Below are 19,622 nucleotides of genomic sequence, written 5' to 3'. Positions count from 1 at the left end.
CGCCTATGGAGAGTACAAGAACTTGTGAGTAGATAGATATTTATATCATCAAAAGCATACTCGTTGAAGTAGGAATGAAACATAGAAGTTTATAACTTTTTATAAGTTTTCAGTAACGGTATTTCGTTATGAATCTTTTAAATGAAGATAATGTCGTCCATGTATTTCTCAACAAGCTGGGTGACATCGTGATCGCCAATCTTCTTTTTATTCTCTGCTGCATCCCCGTGATCACCATTGGGCCATCACTAACTGCCCTTTATCACTGCATGATGCGTACAGTAAAAGGGAATAACAACGGCACAACGAAAACATTTTTCAGAGCTTTTAAGGAAAACTTCAAACAGTCACTGATCATATGGCTGCTGATCCTTGCTGCCGGAACCATGCTCATCCTGAATATCCGCTTTCTGCTCCATGCAGAAGGAAGCGCTGCACATATGCTGTTTTATCTTTCTGTGGGGGTTCTGACTTTGCTGATAATTTTTACTTTATACATATTCCCGGTAATCGCAACCTTTGCTAATACACTGGGGGCACTTTGCAGAAATGCATTTCTGCTGGCATTTATGCATTTCCCCACAACGATCGCCATTGCGGTGATCACGATCTTTCCATTGTATATGACATATCTCGATGCAAAGCTACAGCCACTTTACGCATGCTGCTGGTTTTTCTTTGGATTTGGACTTGTAGCTTTTATAAATTCGATGCTGTTGTATCGATTTTTTAAGAAGCTGCTTCCTCCGGAGGAGGATATTTCGCTTTTGTGATGAAAAGCTTGGGAAAATTGTTATTTATTTAGATATAGTATTTTTAGATATAGTATTTTCGCTTTTCAAAGCGGAGGAAATCTGCGAGGGGGAAAGCACTCAGAGTTGCGAAGCCCGTTTTTCCCCCTCGCGCTCCCCCTTTCCGGGCACGCAATTGTTGTGCGTTGTCCTACACTCTCCTCAAAACAACCAGCCCATCATTCTCACCAAGAACCACATTCCGGCCACCATTCAGTACATCACCCTCAGTCTCTCCAAGGCTAACACACCTCCACTGCCCCTCAGGCAAAGTCACACTTCTGACAACCTCCCCCTGCTTCCAAACAGGCGCCACCAAAAGCGCATCACCAACCATAAACTGATCCATCACCCTCTCCATACCCTGTCCAGGGAAAACAAACTCCATAGAACGGGCAATCGGCTCACCAGTAACTTTCGCACACTCTACAGCCTTGAAAATCTCCGGCAGACATTTCTCTCTGAGCGCCAGCGCAGCCTTAACCTTCTGAAAATCCGCCTCAGGCAGCACCCTCCACGGAGAAGCCGAAAACTGCATCACCGGCATCAAAGCCGCGATCTGTGCATACCGCACAAACATCTCCGGCGTACACGCATTCTCATTCCCATTCAAAAAGCAGGTATACTCACCCCCGCCAATCATATCCGGACTGCCAAAAGGATGCCCAGTAAGCCCCTGGAGCAACGTATCCGGGATCAATCCCGCAATACCACTCTCATCCCACTTCGTCTGCTTATCACAAAGTCTCTGCATCAGAGAATAACCCCCGGCCCGGAAACACACTCTCAGCTCATTAAACGCAAACTGCTCTCCAAACTCAGCCCAAAGCCTGGACAACTCATCCGTAGAAACATCACGGAACAGCTTATCACCCGCATGATAATAACAAGGATCACCCGCGTCCAGTTTAAAGCCATCCACACCCATATCCGTCAGAACATCCAGCTGATCCTTCAGCCACTTCATCGCATCCGGATTCGTCAGATCCAAAGCTGCAGAATACCCATTCCACCACTCCAGGATACGAGGTTTTCCCTCCGGAGTTTCAATCAGAAAATGCTTATCCCTAGCCTCCCGGAACTCCAACGTATCCGGAGTAATAAACGGACAGATCCACAGCATCACAGAAAATCCCATCTCATGCAATTCTTTGAGCATCGCCTTCGCATCCTTGAAATTATCCCCCCTGAACTGCCACCTTCCATAATAAGGAGACCAGCCATCATCGATCATCAGAACACCGGATGGAAAACCATTTTCCAGAATACCTTTTGCATATTTCAGGATATTCTTCTGGGTCTGATAATAGGTAAGTTCGATCCAGGAATTGTATACCGGTACTTTGAAAAACCTGTCTGAAAGTTTGATCTCATGAAATGGAAAATGCGCTTTCATGGCTGCCAGGTATGCACCTCGCAGATCATTGAAGCCATCTTTCAGAATGATAGGTTCCGGACCTTCCGCCAGGATCTCACCATTTCTGAAAGAAATGTGAAAACCTGCATCGCTCCAGATGTAGCGGCCTTTCGAGGAAAGGAATAAAGGCATGATCTGATTGTGGGTTGGGTTTTCGCGGAAATCCCAGTCCACAATGTCGTCTGCACCTACGGGCTGGCGGTAGCCTTCATAGACTGCACCACCGTACCAGAATTCGTTTTTTAATATAGTTGTTTTCATGTTGAGGCTCCTCCTTTTATATGTAAATCTATTTTTTTAATGTTGAGGTTATTTTTGGGGGTATTAGTGTAAATTTATCCGCTTTTCAAAGCGGAGGAAATCTGCGAGGGAGAAAACACTCAGAGTTGCGAAGCCCGCTTTTCCCCCTCGCACTCCCCCTTTCCGGGCACGCTATATTGTCGTACGCTGTGGAAATGTGTTAATGTATTGGCACGGCGATGTATTCTACGGTATTGATAATGCTACGCTACACCGATGTATTCATCCTGCTCCGCTGTGTTCCTCTATATTCCTATGTATTGATATCTCATCCCGGCGCCACTGCATTGCCACAACAACTCACCTCCAAGTCGACAGCGAAACGCCTCGACCCATTCTTCCCCGGCAGACCACAGGGAAACTCTGCCTTTCGTCCCAGTCATCCAGCGTAGCGCTGATGACTCATCCAACTCCCGGGAAAACACCACCATTCCCACTCTGAACCAAATCCCCTCTCCGCCAGCCACATTTTCTCCATCCCCTTCCCTCCTCACCTGTAATCCCTCCCGCCATCGCCACTCTATCCCTTCCGCCCTGAAATACCAGCCCGTGAGGTGTGTGCTGCCTGTCGGCGGACTCTGCAGGAGGGGTGCTGATTCTTAGCCGGTGGAAATCTGCGTTGCTTCAAAAATTCTCGCTGTCTGAGCGGCTTCAGACGCGAGTTCGAGAATTTTTAAAGCGCTTTTAGCAGATTTTCAGCGGCTTAGAAGTCAGCCCCCGACGAAGCCCCGCCGACAGGCAGCACACACCTCACGGGCGTCCGTATATCCATATCCATCCTTGCCCTTCCCACACCCAATATTGTATAATCACCTCATACAACATTCCATCCCATTTTGTGACCCAAAATTGCGTTTTTGTTGAATAACCCAAAAACAGGAGGCCACCCAAATGAAAAACGATTCCAAAGAAACCCAAACCCAGCACACCCTCTCCGTCTACTTCTGCGGCCAGGAAGACTGCGGTCCGAACCACTCCTTCGGCCCGGCCATGCGCCCACACTACCTTCTCCACGTGATCTTCCACGGCAAAGGCATCTACCAGTGCAGCGGCCACACCTACCATCTGAAAGCAGGCGACGCCTTTCTCATCCGCCCCATGGACTCCATCTACTACCGCGCCGACACCTCCGACCCCTGGAGCTATGCCTGGGCAGGCTTTGACGGCTCCGCCTGCAAAGAAATCCTGAAACAAACCGTATTTTCCGACACCCCAATCTTCACCCCGGAAACACCCTCCCGGCAAAACAGCCTCCTCACCCACATGCAAAGCCTACTTGACACCTTTTCCGAAAACAACGGAAACGACCTTGCCTCCACAGGAAACCTCCTCCTGATATTATCCGACATGCAAAAAAAGCCCTCCGAAAGCAGGACCGACATCTCAAACCTGTACTTTCAGAAAGCCTCCGAATACATTAGAAACAACTATGCCTACCCCATCCAGATTTCAGACGTGGCACACTACGTAGGAATCGACCGTTCCTATCTTTACCGGATCTTCATGGAACATGAAAACACCTCCCCAAAACAATATCTCCTGAAACACCGCCTCCAGATGGCAGCCCAGCTTCTCTGCTCCTCCTCCTGCACCATCACAGAAGCAGCTCTCTCCTGCGGCTTCCGGGACGCTCCCTCCTTCTGCAACTACTTCCGCCAGGGAACCGGCTACACCCCAAGGGAATTCCGCAAAGCCTACAGCGGAACCATCTACACCTGACCAAACACCCGCACTCCGTCCTTTACCAGCTGGTCGGAAGATGATAGCTCCTAATCGCAGTTATAACAGCAGACCGAAACAATTCCATAACAGCAAAAAAAGACGGAAACCATCCCGCAGACTCTGCAAATGATCTCCGTCTTTTATTTTTTTCCTGAAAAGAAATGCTTGATAAACACATACAAAACAATAATAAAAGCAAACACATAGCCAAAAGCCCCCAACGCCGGAATCCCCCACAGCTTTGGTTTCATATCTGTAGTACAGATAATGCTGGAACTGATCAGAAGTGCCATCACCCACAGCCCCATCACAATATTCCGCACCAGCCGCCGCAAAAGCCACGCCAGATCATCCGAGGCATGAAGATCCAGATTGATCTTTGTCTGCCCTTTCATACAGCCCTGAAGAAAATCTGCTGCCAGAGAAGGAATATCCACTGCACGTTTCAGGGACCAGGCAAGATTTTTTCCTTCTTTTTTTATCTCACGCTTCCAGTTCCCATTGCTGAACAGCTGCTCCTTGAGCCTTGCCGCAGCAATCTGTGTCATATTGATGTCCGGGCAGATCTCAGCCAGAACCCCCTCCACATGAGTCAGTCCTCTCGCAAGCATGGTCAGTCCGTGAGGCATCATGATCTTATTCTCCTTCATGACCTCCATCAGGTCCACCATCACTTCAGCCACATCAATGTTCCCCATATCCGCAGTACCGTATTTCTCCATAAGTCCGCGGATATCCTCATAAAGCTTGCTGGAATCCGGTTTGCCTTTAAACTCCCCAAGAGCCAGGACCGCATCCTGGATCTTGCCGATGTTGTTCATGGCAACCCCTTCAATAGCTTCTGCGATCAGCTGACGATCGTGCTCTGTAAGCCGTCCCATCATCCCCATATCGATCCAGACGATCTTTCCATCCTGGATCCGCACGTTTCCCGGATGTGGATCCGCATGGAAAAAGCCATCCTCCATCACCTGTTTGATGAAATTATCCACATATTTCGTTCCGATCTCATTAAGATCATAACCATTGGCCAGAAGATCCGCCTTGTCATTGACAGCAAAACCGTCAATATATTCCATCACAAGAATATGCGGCGAAATATACTCACGGTAGAGAATCGGTACTTTCACAAAAGCCACATCTTTGTTCTTTTTTGCAAATTCCGCCATATTTGCAGCTTCCGTCAGGAAATTCATCTCCTCCTGAGTCACAGTCCACAGTTCACTTAAAACCATGTTCAGATCCACCATGCCCTTAATACTCACCGGCGGCATCAGACGCACTGCTTTATGCATCAGGCCGATATCCCTGGCCATGGTCTCATAGATTCCTTTTCGCTGAACCTTGATCACAACCTCTTCGCCCGTCTTCAGCGTGGCACGATGTACCTGGGCAATCGATGCCGCTCCCAGAGGTTTCTGCTCAATATGCTGAAATTCCTCCTGCCACGGACATCCCATGGACTCTTCCAGTACCTCGATCACCTGGGAAAAAGGCATCGGCGGTACCTCTGAGCAGAGCTTCATCAGCTCGTCACAGTAGCGTTTCGGCAGAATATCGGAACGAAGAGACATAATCTGACCCAACTTAATATAAGTTGGGCCCAGATCTTCCAGTATGAGCCGGAGCTTCTCAGGAGAAACACCACGGGTAATGGCATGCTTTTTCAAAACGGCTGTAATCTCTCTCAGCCGCTCTCCATATCCGCCTTTCTCTTTTTTCTCCTTTTCTTCTCTGCCCATAAACTTCTCCATTTACTGCTCCGTCTGCGTTGTCGTTTAGTCAAGCGGATATTTGCAATCCGCAGTCGGTTACTCTGCTGCCTGTTCTTCGCTCCCGGTATCTTCTGCATTTTCTGTTTCCGCAGAAGTTTCCTGTACAGCTTCCTCTGCCGGTTCTTCTGCTGTCTCGGCTTTCTTCTCAGCAGCCTCGGCCTGCATGCGCTCGATCTGCGCCTTCACAGCAGCCAGCTGCTCCGGTGTCAGCCTGGAAATCGTTGCCTTCAGTTCTTCCTGATCATTCTTTCTGGCTGCAGATTCCTTTACAGAATCAGCAGCTGTCTTAACCGTTGATTTGATGTTATGCTTCAGCTCCTGATTAAGAACCTTACCCTGTTCAACCGTAAGCTCACCCTTTTTTACCAGTTCATCCAGGATTTCTTTGGATTTCTCTGCTGTCACTGCTGCTGTACCAATACCCACCAATAAAATTTTCTTCAGTCCTTCACCTAATTCCATAATATTTTCTCCTTTCCTGAAACCGGCAGCTGCCGGACCATCACACCACAGTCCGACACCAGACCCTATCCTGAAACAAAAGTTTTCTGTTCCTGTCATATTCCCAGAAAAACAAGTCCCTTGGGAACAAAAATGATCAGTCCGACGATCGCTGCCATGATCGCTGCGATCAGTACTGCTCCGGCCGCTGTGTCCTTGGCGATCTTTGCCAGTGGGTGACGTTCCTCCGTAACCAGATCCACAACAGCTTCCACTGCCGTATTCACCAGTTCCAGCGCCATCACCATTCCGAACAGCCCCAGGCAGATGCACCACTCTGTCACGGAAATCCCAAGGATCAGTCCTGCGATCACCACAAGCGCTGCCACCATACAGTGGATCTTCATATTTCTTTCCTTGCGGATGCAGGTAAAAATCCCCTGAAACGCATATCCGAAGCTTTTATACAGCGGATCCTTCTTTCTGCCTGCCATGTTCCTCACCTGATTTCCTGTTTGAATTATTCCCTCCAACGGGAAGTATGGGATTATTATAACAAGTTTGTAGTAATATTTCCAGTATTCCGGAAAATTTATGAATATTTAAGGAGTATATGTGGTTATTCACAGACAACTGTTCAAGCGGATAAAAGCATCCGCATTCAGTTAAACCACACATACTCCTGATCCTGTTGCATATTCTGTAAAATTTCCGGATATCCTGAATTATTTTTCCGGATATATATACAGATGTCACATATTATTCCACATTTTTCAGTGCTTCATCCATGGGCACTTGACGGATTCTCCGGAATTCCAGCACTGCTACCACTGCATAGGCTACGATTCCGATCGCTGTCATTTTCACATAGATCATGGGATCCACCCACATGGTGATCCATCCCGAAATACTGGAAAGCATCATCTCGCGGAACAGCACTTCCATGATCTGCCGTTCAACCGGAAGGCTTAACAGCAGGCAGAACACCACCACAAGTGATGTGGAAAGTATATACAAACGGCTGATCTCACCATTTGTATAGCCCAGGATCTTGGTCATAGAAATCGACTGGGCATTTTTTTCGATGATGACCTTGGAAAGCAGATAGATCACCACCAAGAAAATGATCACGGAAAATCCATACATCATTCCCATCATATCTCCCATGGAGACATCCAGCTGCCTGGATATTTTTGTAAGAGCTTCCAGATCAATGACAGAGCCGATATATTTTGAAGGGATGTCCCGGATCTCTGTATCAGAGAAATATCCTCCAAAATAATCATCTCCAAGATCAAACGCCTCATTCAGTTTATCTCTTTCCATAAATACACAGAGGCTTGCCGCATAATCATAGATTCCATCTACTTTAAAGGAATACTCATCCTTCTCGTATTTTTCCTTCAAAGTTATGGTATCGCCCTCCTTGATCCGGAATTTATCTGCATAAGCACTGGAAATATAAACACCCTCTCCCGAAAGATCTGCACGGATATACTTGCTATCCGGCTCCACACCATAGAGAGTGATCTCCTCACTTTTATATTTACCAGGCATGGTATTCAGAGAATATGCAGAAAATTTTTCCGCATCCTTATTATCCGTTCTGGTATCCATATAATATTCCATAAGAGAACTCATGGCATCCGCTTTATTTCCTGAATAGGCACTTGCCGGAACCGAAAGCATGTACTGATATTTCGCCAGCATATTTTCCTGGATCTCAAGCTGATAATGATCCAGTGCAGACGGAAGAAGCATTCCGAAAAACAGCAGCAGATTTGCGAAAACAACTCCCACAAACAGCACCAGATAACTGCTGACATTCTGAAAGATCACCCGGAGGCGAAACCTAGAAAAAATTCCTATCTTCGGACTTAAATACACTGCACGTTTCTGTTTTTTACCGGAAAAATCCCTTCGCAGAAACTTCAGAGGCGAAAGCTGCAGGCGGTACCTGAGCACCGCATGATCGATCAGTATCATAATGATGACCGGAACTACGGTTGTCAGAAGAAAGGCATCTGCATTCCATACGGTCACATAAGTCGGCAGACTATAGCTCCCGTAATACATGTCTGCACATACACCCTTAAATACGGTATATCCAAGAATATTTCCGATCAGGGCACCGGCCAGCGTGACCAGAACCGGAAGCGTCATATAATGAAGGATCAGCTCCCGTCTGGTATAACCGGATGCACGTAACGTACCGATAACACCGGCTTCCTTTCGGATCGTATTGCTGATGGTAATTCCAAACACAAAAGCCATGATCACGATCACAATATAAAGAAGCGTGATGACCATTGCCCTGTCTCCGCCCATATCATCACCGGTGAAAATGATCGCCTGGTTAAGATAACGTGGGACAAAGCTTTCCAGAGCTACCACTTTGCCAATGTCTTCCATGAGATTTTCGGAAACTTTCTTCTCCTCTTTTTCGTTCTTTGGCTGATGATCATATATCCATGCATAATTGTACCGGAGCTTTTCCTGATCCAGGTTTTCAAATTCCTCCGGAGCTACGATCGCCACACCAAACTTTACAGAATCAAACATGGAATCATTATTATTCTGAAACAGGGCACTGTAATCCGAAAGTGCCACCAGACCTGTGATCTTCCAGGATTTTTCACCTCTGATCAGGGTATCTCCTACCTTAAGACTGTTGTTATCCGCATACATACGGTCAATGGCGATCTCACCCTGCCCTGACGGCATTTCTCCCTTCATCAGGCAGACCTTATTCACCTTCTCACGGTTTTTAAAAAAACGCATGGTGCTTCCGTTATCCAGATCTTCTTCTATATAGTAGTTCTCATAAAGCTTAACACCGGCAGCTTCAATATCCTTCCACTGAGAACTGTAAATCTTTTCCGCAGTACGGAAATTTCCGTTTTCGATATTATATTTATCAAAGCTCTCATTATAAGCCTTCAGCATGCTTCCATCGGCTACCAGAAAGCCGGACACAAACCCGATGGTCAGTACCATCAGCAGGAAAACCACCAGATATTTTCCAAATTCCCCCTTCAGTTCCCTGGGGATACGTTTACGTAAAGGATTCTTCATAATGCCCCCTTACCATTCCAGGTCAGTAGCCGGAATCTTCTGCTCATTCTGATAGTTTCTGCGGATCATCCCGTCACGAAGCTTTACCACGCGGTCTGCCATATCCTTGATGGCATCGTTATGAGTAACCATGACTATAGTATTTCCGTATTTGTGATTGACTGTTTCGATCAGCTTCAGGATTTCCTTGGAGGTGTTGTAGTCCAGAGCGCCGGTAGGCTCATCACAAAGCAGGATATCCGGATTTTTTACAATGGCACGTCCAATAGCAGTTCTCTGCTGCTGCCCTCCCGAAAGCTGGTTCGGAAACTTCCGCTGATGTTCATAAAGTCCCAGTGTCTCCAGCAGTTCATCCACATCCAGCGGTCTGTCACTTAAATAAGCACCAACTTCAATATTCTCCCTCACAGTCAGATTGGGGATCAGATTATACATCTGAAAAATATATCCCAGATGTTTTCTGCGGTAGAGGGAAAGCTTCTTTTCATTCATATCCTCCAGCTGTTCTCCCTGAATGGTAATGCTTCCTGCATCCGCTCCGTCAATGCCGCCAATAATGTTTAGCAGCGTGGATTTCCCGGAACCGGACGGCCCCAGAAGCACACAAAATTCTCCCTTTTCAATCTCAAGATCGATCCCCTTCAGAACATCTACATGGCTCTCTCCTGCCCCGAAGGATTTTTTGATTCCTTTTATCTCCAGAAACATAAACCTCTCCTTCCATTCCTATACAGTTCTTCTTTATATATGAATATACATATATGTTAGTCTGAACTTACTCTTTTGTCAAGAAGCAGACTTATTTTCGTATTTTTTCCATATATCTATATGCGCTGTACCGGTCCGGCTCTTGCCAAAATCCAGTAAAACGTATATAATGTGGGAGTATCTGTATATTTTTAACCAAATAATCTTATTTTTAAAGGAGTGAATATTGAAAGTGGACCCCAGCGACACTTACCAGATAATCATATTACTTATTCTGCTGGCATTGTCAGCCTTTTTCTCATCTAACGAAACCGCGCTGATGTCGGTAAACAAGATCCGTCTCCGCTCTCTTGCAGACGAGGGAAACAAGCGTGCAGCCATGGCTCTCGATATCCTGGAGAACCAGACGCCCAAGCTTCTCAGTGCGATTCTCATCGGAAACAACATTGTGAACATTTCAGCTTCTTCCCTTGCAACCACACTTGCATACAGCTTTGGCGGCTATATGGTCAGCATCGTGACGGTGATTCTGACGGTTCTGATCCTGATCTTCGGTGAGATCACCCCCAAGAACTACGCAACCATTAACTCTGAAAAGATCACCCTCCGCTATATCCCGGTCTTTAAATTTCTTATGACCATCATGACACCGGTGATCTTCATCATCAATCTCTTTTCAAGAGGTGTGATGCGCCTGATGCGTGTGGATCCGGATGCAGCCAGCAAGGCCATGACCGAGGAGGAGCTTCGTACTATCGTGGACGTCAGCCATGAGGACGGTGTCATTGAATCCGACGAAAAAGAAATGATCTACAATGTGTTTGATCTTGGAGATGCCACAGCCAAGGATATCATGGTTCCAAGAGTACATGTTACCTTTGCGGATGTAGAATCCACCTATGATGAGCTGATCGATATTTTCCGCGAGGATAAGTTCACACGTCTGCCGGTTTATAAGGACAGCCAGAACAACATTGTGGGAATCATCAACATGAAGGATCTTCTTCTTTACGACAAAAATGAGGAATTTGTTATCGATCATTTCCTCCGAAAGCCGCATTTCACTTACGAAACAAAAAGCATTTCCGATCTTCTTGTGGAAATGAAGGACTCCACCTTCAACATTGCCATTGTACTGGATGAATACGGTGATATGGCCGGACTGATCACACTGGAAGATATCCTGGAGGAGATCGTGGGTGAGATCCATGACGAATACGATGAGAAGGAGGACGAGCTTGTCCAGAAGATTTCCGACCGGGAATATATCATCGAAGGTTCCATGCATCTGGATGACGTAAATGATCATCTGGATACGGAACTGGATTCCGAGGATTATGATTCCCTGGGTGGATTTATCATCGAACATCTGGATCGTCTGCCTGTTGCCGGTGACGAAGTGATCACAGAGGACGGAATCCGTCTGATCGTAGAAAAGCTGGATAAAAACCGTATCGAGAAAGTGCATGTCTACCTTCCGGAAAAAGATCCTGAAACACGGGATAATACCGAATCCTGAGTAAGCAGGCTCCAGCTCCGTAACAAGAAACAGCTGATGTACCGAAAAAATATTTAATACTTAATATCATCCATATCGGAACTGTTATCGTAATCCCCGGCTCACCCGTTGAGCCATCAGGATTTTTGATTGACAGTTCCGATATTTTATATTATAATGATAAAAATTTTTATCCATATTTACTAAATGCAATGACAGGGAGTAGTACACAGTCTCCGGATGCACAGAGAGAAGATGGCCGGTGAGAATCTTCGTGACTGAACTGTGGAAGTAGCCCTCGAGCAGTGGACTGAACCATGGATCTTCATGCAGTAGGCTTCATCGTCATTCCCACGTTACAGGGAGGCAGTATAATTTTGTACTGGCAGAGAGCAGAGTTTTACCTCTGAAAACAGGTGGTACCGCGGAATCATCCGTCCTGAGCATATTTTATCCGATATGCCGGGACTTTTTTATTGGAAAAATTTCTCGCGGCAGCCCTTATCTGCTTAACTTTTCACATCATCAAAGGAGGGAACCAATTCATGAAACAGATTTCCGGAAACAAATTGCTTGTAAAAGCCTTAAAAGAAGAAGGCGTTGATGTTCTGTTCGGCTATCCTGGTGCCTGCACCATCGATATCAGCGATGAATTATATAAACAGAGCGGCATTGACATCATCCTGCCACGTCACGAGCAGGCCCTTGTACACGAAGCAGATGCCTATGCCAGAACTACCGGAAAGGTTGGCGTATGTCTCGTTACCAGCGGTCCCGGAGCTACCAACCTTGTTACAGGTCTTGCAACTGCCAACTATGACAGCGTTCCGCTTGTATGCTTTACCGGACAGGTTGCCCGTCACCTCATCGGAAACGATGCGTTCCAGGAGGTTGATATTGTCGGGATTACCAGAAGCATCACAAAATACGGTGTTACCGTCCGCAACCGTGAGGATCTTGGACGTATCATCAAGGAAGCCTTCTATATCGCACGCACCGGACGCCCAGGCCCGGTTCTCATCGACCTTCCAAAGGATGTAATGGCCGAGCTGGGAAGTGCTGAGTATCCGAAGACCGTCAATATCCGTGGCTACAAGCCTAACACCAGCGTGCATATCGGACAGCTGAAACGTGCCCTCAAAATGCTGCAGAAGGCCAAAAAACCTCTGTTTCTTGCTGGCGGCGGTGTGATCATTTCCCGCGCGCAGGAGATTTTTACCCAGGTTGTTGAGAAAACTCAGATCCCGGTTGTCACAACCGTTATGGGACGTGGTGCCATTTCCACAAAGAACCCTCTGTTTATCGGAAATCTTGGTATGCACGGCGCTTATGCCGCAAATATGGCAGTGAATGAATGCGATCTTCTGTTTTCCATCGGAACCCGTTTTAACGACCGTATCACAGGCAAGCTCCATGAATTTGCCCCGCATGCACAGATCGTCCACATCGATATTGACACCGCTTCCATTTCCAGAAATATCCATGTAGACATCCCCATCGTTGCCGATGCAAAAGAGGCAATAACAAAAATGAATGAATATGTACAGGACTGTAATACCGGCAAATGGCTGAAGCAGATCCAGGAATGGAAGGAAGAGCATCCTCTTACCATGAAAGACCGTGGTATTATGGGACCGCTGGATATCATCGGCGAGATCAACCGCCAGTTTGACAAGGCCATTCTTGTTACCGATGTAGGTCAGCATCAGATGCTGGTGAGCCAGTATGCGGACATCACCGAGAACCGTCAGCTGATCATGTCCGGCGGACTTGGAACCATGGGTTACGGCCTTCCAGGTGCCATCGGTGCCAAGATCGGTAATCCGGATACACCGGTCATCTCCGTTTCCGGTGACGGCGGCATGCAGATGAACATTCAGGAGCTGGCTACCGCAGTTCTGGAGGAACTTCCGATCATCTGCTGTATCTTTAATAATGAATATCTCGGAATGGTCCGCCAGTGGCAGAAGCTTTTCTACGGAAAACGTTACGCCATGACAAATCTGAAGGCCGGTGCACTCTCCCGCCGCACAGACGGTCAGGAATATCCGGAATACACACCGGATTTCATCCGTCTCGCAGAGAGCTATGGGGCAAAGGGTATCCGCGTAACTGAGAAGGATCAGATTGCGGCTGCTTTCGAAGCGGCTAAGAAGAATACAAAAACTCCTACGATCATCGAATTTATCATTGATCCGGAGGAAATGGTTTACCCGATGGTCAAGCCGGGCGGCACCCTGGCTGATCTGATCATGGATTGTTAGGAGGAATGAATGATGGATAAAGGAATGAAAAAAAGATGGATCTCTCTCTATGTTGAAAACCAGGTCGGTGTTCTTTCCAAGATTTCCGGTCTTTTCTCCGGAAAGTCCTATAACCTGGACAGTCTTACAGTTGGAACCACGGAGGACCCAACAGTTTCCAGAATGACCATCGCCACAGTCAGCGATGATGAAACCTTTGAGCAGATCAAAAAACAGCTGAACCGTATGATCGAGGTGATCAAGGTTATTGATTTTACAGATGTGTTCGTTCGAATGAAGGAGATCCTTTACATCAAGGTAAAGGGCTGCTCCCCGGAAGATAAAGTAGAACTTTTCCAGATTGCTGAGACTTTCAAGGCACGTGTCATCGACTATGGAAAAGACAGCCTCCTTCTGGAATTCGTCCAGACCGCAACCAAAAATGACGCGGTCATCAAGCTTATCAAAGAAGAGTTCAAGCATATCGAAGTTGTCCGCGGCGGAAGTGTCGGAATTGAGTCTATCAGTATGATGGAGAGATAAAAGCTGAATAATACTCCGACAGAAAAACACGGGGCTGATGCTTTAACGATTAATAAATCGTGATTTTTACAGCCCCGAGTTTGTTCATATACATTCATTATTTCTGCATAAATTCAAGCGCTGCCTCTTTCGTTGGAATCGCAGGGATTCCGCCTCTCTTTTGCACACACAATCCAGCAACTGCATTTCCCAAAACAGCACACTTTTTGATTTCTTCCCATTCCATTTTTTCAACATTCTTATTTATAGAAAGGATACTGCATAATACGCCTCCCCAGAATGAATCACCTGCCCCAGTCGTGTCGACCGCATGTGTCTGAAATGCTTTGATGATTTCTTTTCTGCTTTTTGTTGCCATAAGAACTCCCTGTTCTCCCAATGTAATGGCAACCAGCTTTGGTCCCATGGCAAGGAGTTGATCTGCAGCCTGCTCATAACTTTTCGCCTCTGTCAACAGAGTACTCTCTTCATCCGATACCTTCATGACATCTACCAATTCTATGACAGATCTCATTTTTTTCACTGCATACTCTTTGCTCTTCCAAAGAGACGAGCGATAATTTGGATCATAGGAAGCAACTCTCCCAATGCCACGATATCAACTTTTTCTTCCATTTTTTAGTTCCTCTACAATCTCGTTATAACGTTTTTTATTTAACCGGTAGAAAAATAATACAACCGCAGTCACAATCCACAGTACACCCGGAATCGTCGTAAATGCATGTTTCATAATTGAAAGTACAATTGCATTTTGTGTCTGATTTGCAATATAACCATATTTTCCAAGTAATCCTGCTAAAAGTGCTGTTCCAACTGCCATTCCGATTTTATTTCCAAGTGAAATAAATGCATACTGAAAACCGTCATTTCTAAGTCCGGTTTTCCACTCCCCATATTCCACACAGTCTGGAATAATTGCATAGATTGCGGTATTAAATCCAGAGAAGAAAAACTGTGTGAGACCAGATAATGCATAAAAAATAGCTGGTGATTCTTTGGCATTGAAGAAAAACATAAACAACATGGAAATTCCTGTAAATAAAGCAAAGAGAGATGCTGTTCTTCCTTTGTTATTCAACTTGCGGAATAATGGTTGAAAACAGGCTGCCCCGATGATAGAAGGAATAATAATGCACATCGAATAAGTTGTGTAGTAGGAGGCATTCCCTTCCACATATGTAAAATAATACAGAATATCTGCGTTTCTACCATACAATGTAAATCCAAATAATATCTGTCCTGCCAATGCAAGAAGATATGGTCTGTTCTGCATAACTGCTTTCAACTGTATCTTTACAGAAATTTTTTCTTTTTCCGGAGTAATCACTGCCTCTTTCGTCTTCGCAAAGCAGAAGAAATGACAGGCTGTAAAAATACATCCATATATGACCGCCACCGTCAGATATCCTGTCTTTGCACTGTGACTGCCGAATTTGCTGAGCAGTGGAACTGTGATAATATTTAACACACCAATTGCAATCATCGCTGCAACCGAACGGGATGTATTTATTTTTGCACGTTCATCAATATCCTGTGTCATAGCACCACACAAGGTTCCATATGGAATATTCACACAGGTATACCCCAAAACCAGCAGACAATATGTAATTACCATATAAATGATCTTTCCATTCTGCGGCCAGTCGGGTCTTGCCCAGAATGTCATAACAAGAAGAATCGCTGTAATTGGTGCCGCTACTAACAGCCATGGACGGTACCGTCCCCATCTCGATTTTGTTTTATCCGTAAGTCCCCCGACGATTGGATCATTGATCGCATCCCAGAATCTCGAAAAAAGCATAAGTGCTGACACAGCCGCCATACTGATTCCGAACACGTCTGTATAAAATATCATCAGAAAATTACTGACGAACATCCAGCTGAAATTACATCCGACATCACCAAACCCATATGCAATCTTACTGATCAGCGGTACTTTTCCATTTTTGTTTTCGCTTCCCATATGTCCCTCCTATTTTTATCAGAGTTTCTGACAGAACTCTATTCTTTCCTCATTTGGTCCCTTGATCATAAAAAACTTCACACCATTTTCCCAAAATGGCAGTTCTTCGATTCCGTCTGTAATAATTGTGTATTTTTCATTGCAAATTTTCTGATACATACTTTCAATGTCTTCCACATCAAGTGCAACATGTTGGTATGCACCGTCTGACATTGCCGCCTGCCCATTTTCAAAAGTCTCTATACAGTAATTTTTTATCTGCAAAAATGCCACTTTTTCCCCTGCTTTTTCATTATAAGACTGCATAATTACTTCAAATCCAAGACTCTTATAAAACTCAACTGTTTTCTGCAAATCGTTTGTCGGAAGCCCGACATGGGCAACTCCGACAATTCCATATTTATTTTCCATACGAACTCCTCACTTTTCACTGACGTTGATAATTACTTTCATCGTTGTCTCGCGGTTATCATCAATATACTGGTATGCCTTCAGATAATCTTTAAAAGCAAATGTCTTTGAGATGAGCGGTTTCAAATGAACTTTACCCTCATTTACCAGTCTGATTCCATCTATGTAATCATCATGGCGGTACATCATCGTGCTCTTAATGTCAAGTTCGTGGTCATTTGCCACTGCAAGATCTACTTCTGCCATTCCTGCAAAAACAGCCACCAGTACGATCGTGCTTCCTTTTCTTGCATATTTAATTGCCTGTCCCATTGTGATATTGTTTCCGGCACAGTCGTAGATCACATCTGCCTTATCCGGTCCAAATGCTTCGATCATTGCCTCACCGAAGTCTTTATTTTGGGTATTCACACACACATCAATTCCACATTCTTTTGCCTTTGCCAGTCTAAGATCACTGATATCTGTGATCATCACTTTCGCTGCCCCCATTCCTTTTGCTGCCTGTGCCACGAGATTTCCAATCGGTCCTGCTCCAAGGACTGCAATATTCATGCCAGCCACATCGCCCATCTGTTTTACACCATGAACTGCCACAGCAAGAGGTTCGATCATAGCTCCTTCTTCATAGGACATATCTTCTGGAATAGGTGTTACTTTCGATGCATCCACTGCAAAATACTCAGATGCTGTTCCTGTCGTCTGAAATCCCATTACTTTTAATTCCTCACAGAGATTATACTTTCCATGACGACATGGATAGCAATGTCCACAATATACCTGAGGCTCTATCGTCACCTTCTGTCCCATATGAAACTCTGTGACATTTTTTCCAAGTTCTGTAATCTCACCGGAAACCTCATGTCCCTGTGTTACCGGATATTTTGTAAACGGATGTTTTCCATGATAAACATGAATATCTGATCCACAAATACCAATATTCATAATCTTTACCAACACCTGATTTTCCTTTACCTCCGGAACCGGAACCTCTCTGAAAATAATTTCTCCTGGATTTGTCATTACCTGCTGTAACATAACTGTTTTCTCCTTTATATGTTATTTTATTTTATGTTTTATAAAATGTTTTATCAAAGTAATTATATTATTACCATGTAAACACAATTTGTCAATATGTTTTTTCATATTTTTATATATTTCATAATTTCAAAATATATTTTTTGTATATTTTTCATAATTAACATGAAAAAAAACGGAAAGAAAACCATAGTTACTGTTTTCTTTCCGTTTTTACTATAATATATTTTTCTAATTTTACACAACTTCTTGTTTTTCACACATATAAATCGGACATCCGCATTCGCTTTGCAACCTGTCAGTGGGAGCTTTTAACTCCAACAGAGTGAACATCCCCTTACCCAACGCTTGATGCCCTGCGCACCAGATGCGGTGGACTGCTTATCTGCGTTCAAAAAATTTACAATTCTGCCATATGTTTTGTAAAAAAGTATTTCGCAGCTCCAACAGCCGACGCTTCTTTCTTATACGAACAATTTTTCAAGTATGAAACATCATGCTCAAAGCCATTATATGCCATCACTTTTTCTCCCAGTGGTATCATATAATCTGACAATACACCTCCCACATCACCTCCTAGTATGATATCCATATCATATGCCATCCGCAGATTTGATATCAAAACAGCAAGATGATCCAGATACTCATTCCATGTCTGTAAAATTTTTTCATCACCACTTTCAATTTTTTCCATAAATACATCCAGTGACTGCTTGTTATCTTGTGTCAGTACACTTGCAGCACAATATGCATCTGCACATCCTGCTTTACCACAATAACACTTTCTTCCACCGGGAACGAGTATCATGTGACCAAACTCACCTGCTTTCTGGTTCTGCCCTCGAAACAGCTTTCCATCTATGCAGAATGCGCCTCCTAAGGTGTGGTTCAAAGACAGATATATCGCATTTGGATACTTTTGCTTTTTTTCTGCAAGCATTGCAGCATTAGCATCGTTTTCAAAATATACTGGAATTTCCAAAGCCTGCTCTAAAAAGCGCAGACTATAATTCTCTATACCTAAAGCATGGGATTTTAAAACGATCCGTTCTTTCTGATCAATAATTCCCGGAATCGCCACTCCAATCCCAAGTAGCGTATCCTTCGCTAATTCGCCTTCAAGAAAAGTTTTGACCTTTTGTGCCACTTCTGTACAATAGGATAATTCTGCCGTAAATTTTAAACGGATGCGATCTTTTTTTATAATCTCATCTCCAAGATTTACTAATACCATTTCTATATGATTCGCTGTAATCAAAATTCCCATTGCATGACAGTATGACTTATTAATCCCTATACTTTTTGCCTTTCTTCCACCGGTCGAAGCATATTCCCCAGTTTCTTCCAACACCATTTTTTCTAACAAGTCATTTACATTTGCTAACACAGTCGGCATACTCAAATTTAAATCTTTTGCGATTCCCGCCTTGGATGTAACATGATTGTTCAGCACATAATTAATTATTCTTTTTCTTGTTATATTTTTTTTATCTTTATTTTCCGTTTTCTTACCCTCTTTTATTAAATATATTATAAAAGAATTATATGCTTTTTTATTCTTCTTGTAAAGCAATGTTTTTTGACACTCCCCACAGCTAAAGCAGGGGGATTCTTGCTTCTCCCACTACTGCATTGGCAAACACCTTACGGTACTGCAATGTCTTACACAGTGTCCACAAGCTATATTTATACTGTTC

The 19,622-nt window shown here is 44.6% G+C and carries 16 protein-coding genes and 1 other annotated feature; of the genes, 5 read left to right on the top strand and 11 right to left on the bottom strand.

Going from position 1 to position 19,622, the window contains the following annotated elements; all coding sequences use genetic code 11:
- The first annotated feature begins 128 nt into the window (after positions 1–128).
- Entirely contained in the window at positions 129–773 is a 645-nt protein-coding gene (locus tag DMI82_RS18595; RefSeq protein WP_015526055.1) for a YesL family protein, read from the top strand.
- A gap of 169 nt (positions 774–942) precedes the next feature.
- Here the strand turns inward: DMI82_RS18595 and DMI82_RS18590 are convergent, their stop codons facing one another.
- Positions 943–2,469, bottom strand: a complete 1,527-nt coding sequence (locus DMI82_RS18590; protein ID WP_015526056.1) for a glycoside hydrolase family 31 protein — start codon at positions 2,467–2,469, stop codon at positions 943–945.
- Between the two features lie 930 nt (positions 2,470–3,399).
- Between DMI82_RS18590 and DMI82_RS18580 the strand changes: the two genes are divergently transcribed.
- The gene (locus DMI82_RS18580; protein WP_110104211.1) at positions 3,400–4,227 is read left to right on the top strand and encodes an AraC family transcriptional regulator; all 828 of its coding nucleotides are present in this window, start codon (positions 3,400–3,402) and stop codon (positions 4,225–4,227) included.
- 143 nt (positions 4,228–4,370) lie between these two features.
- On the opposite strand, the gene DMI82_RS18575 is transcribed toward DMI82_RS18580, so the two are convergent.
- From DMI82_RS18575 to DMI82_RS18555, 5 genes are all read right to left on the bottom strand, one after another.
- Positions 4,371–5,972 (bottom strand): ABC1 kinase family protein, encoded by a 1,602-nt coding sequence (locus DMI82_RS18575; protein ID WP_110104210.1) that lies wholly within the window; start codon positions 5,970–5,972, stop codon positions 4,371–4,373.
- Positions 5,973–6,041: 69 nt separating this feature from the next.
- Positions 6,042–6,467 carry a hypothetical protein gene (locus DMI82_RS18570; protein ID WP_180214124.1) on the bottom strand — a complete coding sequence of 142 codons (426 nt, stop codon included), beginning with the start codon at positions 6,465–6,467 and terminating at the stop codon, positions 6,042–6,044.
- Positions 6,468–6,562: 95 nt separating this feature from the next.
- Entirely contained in the window at positions 6,563–6,940 is a 378-nt protein-coding gene (locus DMI82_RS18565) for a diacylglycerol kinase family protein (protein ID WP_015526060.1), read from the bottom strand.
- Between the two features lie 265 nt (positions 6,941–7,205).
- Complete coding sequence (locus DMI82_RS18560; RefSeq protein WP_110104209.1) at positions 7,206–9,521, bottom strand: ABC transporter permease; 2,316 nt, start codon at positions 9,519–9,521, stop codon at positions 7,206–7,208.
- Positions 9,522–9,530: 9 nt separating this feature from the next.
- Positions 9,531–10,229: an ABC transporter ATP-binding protein gene (locus tag DMI82_RS18555; protein WP_110104208.1), complete on the bottom strand. Its 699-nt coding sequence runs from the start codon at positions 10,227–10,229 to the stop codon at positions 9,531–9,533.
- 232 nt (positions 10,230–10,461) lie between these two features.
- Here DMI82_RS18555 and DMI82_RS18550 point away from each other — a divergent pair, with 232 nt between their 5' ends.
- The 3 genes from DMI82_RS18550 (at position 10,462) to ilvN (ending at position 14,513) form a co-directional block, all read left to right on the top strand.
- Positions 10,462–11,748 (top strand): HlyC/CorC family transporter, encoded by a 1,287-nt coding sequence (locus DMI82_RS18550; RefSeq protein ID WP_110104213.1) that lies wholly within the window; start codon positions 10,462–10,464, stop codon positions 11,746–11,748.
- Between the two features lie 182 nt (positions 11,749–11,930).
- Positions 11,931–12,172, top strand: a binding site (T-box leader).
- A 100-nt stretch (positions 12,173–12,272) separates the two neighbouring features.
- Positions 12,273–13,991, top strand: a complete 1,719-nt coding sequence (gene ilvB, locus DMI82_RS18545) for a biosynthetic-type acetolactate synthase large subunit (RefSeq protein WP_092071219.1) — start codon at positions 12,273–12,275, stop codon at positions 13,989–13,991.
- Positions 13,992–14,003: 12 nt separating this feature from the next.
- Positions 14,004–14,513, top strand: a complete 510-nt coding sequence (gene ilvN / locus DMI82_RS18540; protein WP_015526065.1) for an acetolactate synthase small subunit — start codon at positions 14,004–14,006, stop codon at positions 14,511–14,513.
- Between the two features lie 97 nt (positions 14,514–14,610).
- Here the strand turns inward: ilvN and DMI82_RS18535 are convergent, their stop codons facing one another.
- The 5 genes from DMI82_RS18535 to DMI82_RS18515 all read right to left on the bottom strand — a co-directional run bounded on the left by DMI82_RS18535 (position 14,611) and on the right by DMI82_RS18515 (position 19,498).
- A complete protein-coding gene (locus tag DMI82_RS18535; protein ID WP_242872594.1) occupies positions 14,611–15,027 on the bottom strand; it encodes a carbohydrate kinase family protein in 417 nt (138 codons plus the stop codon).
- Between the two features lie 84 nt (positions 15,028–15,111).
- The gene (locus tag DMI82_RS18530; protein ID WP_015526067.1) at positions 15,112–16,476 is read right to left on the bottom strand and encodes an MFS transporter; all 1,365 of its coding nucleotides are present in this window, start codon (positions 16,474–16,476) and stop codon (positions 15,112–15,114) included.
- 18 nt (positions 16,477–16,494) lie between these two features.
- Entirely contained in the window at positions 16,495–16,887 is a 393-nt protein-coding gene (locus tag DMI82_RS18525; RefSeq protein ID WP_008369413.1) for a VOC family protein, read from the bottom strand.
- A 9-nt stretch (positions 16,888–16,896) separates the two neighbouring features.
- Positions 16,897–17,925 (bottom strand): zinc-dependent alcohol dehydrogenase, encoded by a 1,029-nt coding sequence (locus DMI82_RS18520; protein ID WP_110104207.1) that lies wholly within the window; start codon positions 17,923–17,925, stop codon positions 16,897–16,899.
- A gap of 400 nt (positions 17,926–18,325) precedes the next feature.
- A complete protein-coding gene (locus tag DMI82_RS18515) occupies positions 18,326–19,498 on the bottom strand; it encodes an ROK family protein (RefSeq protein WP_330409320.1) in 1,173 nt (390 codons plus the stop codon).
- Between the last annotated feature and the right edge of the window lie 124 nt (positions 19,499–19,622).

Source organism: Blautia sp. BCRC 81119 (assembly GCF_003184505.1).
Classification (GTDB): Bacteria; Bacillota; Clostridia; order Lachnospirales; family Lachnospiraceae; genus Blautia_A; species Blautia_A fusiformis.
Note: the sequence above shows the minus strand (reverse complement) of the source record. Positions and strands in the feature narration are given on the sequence as shown.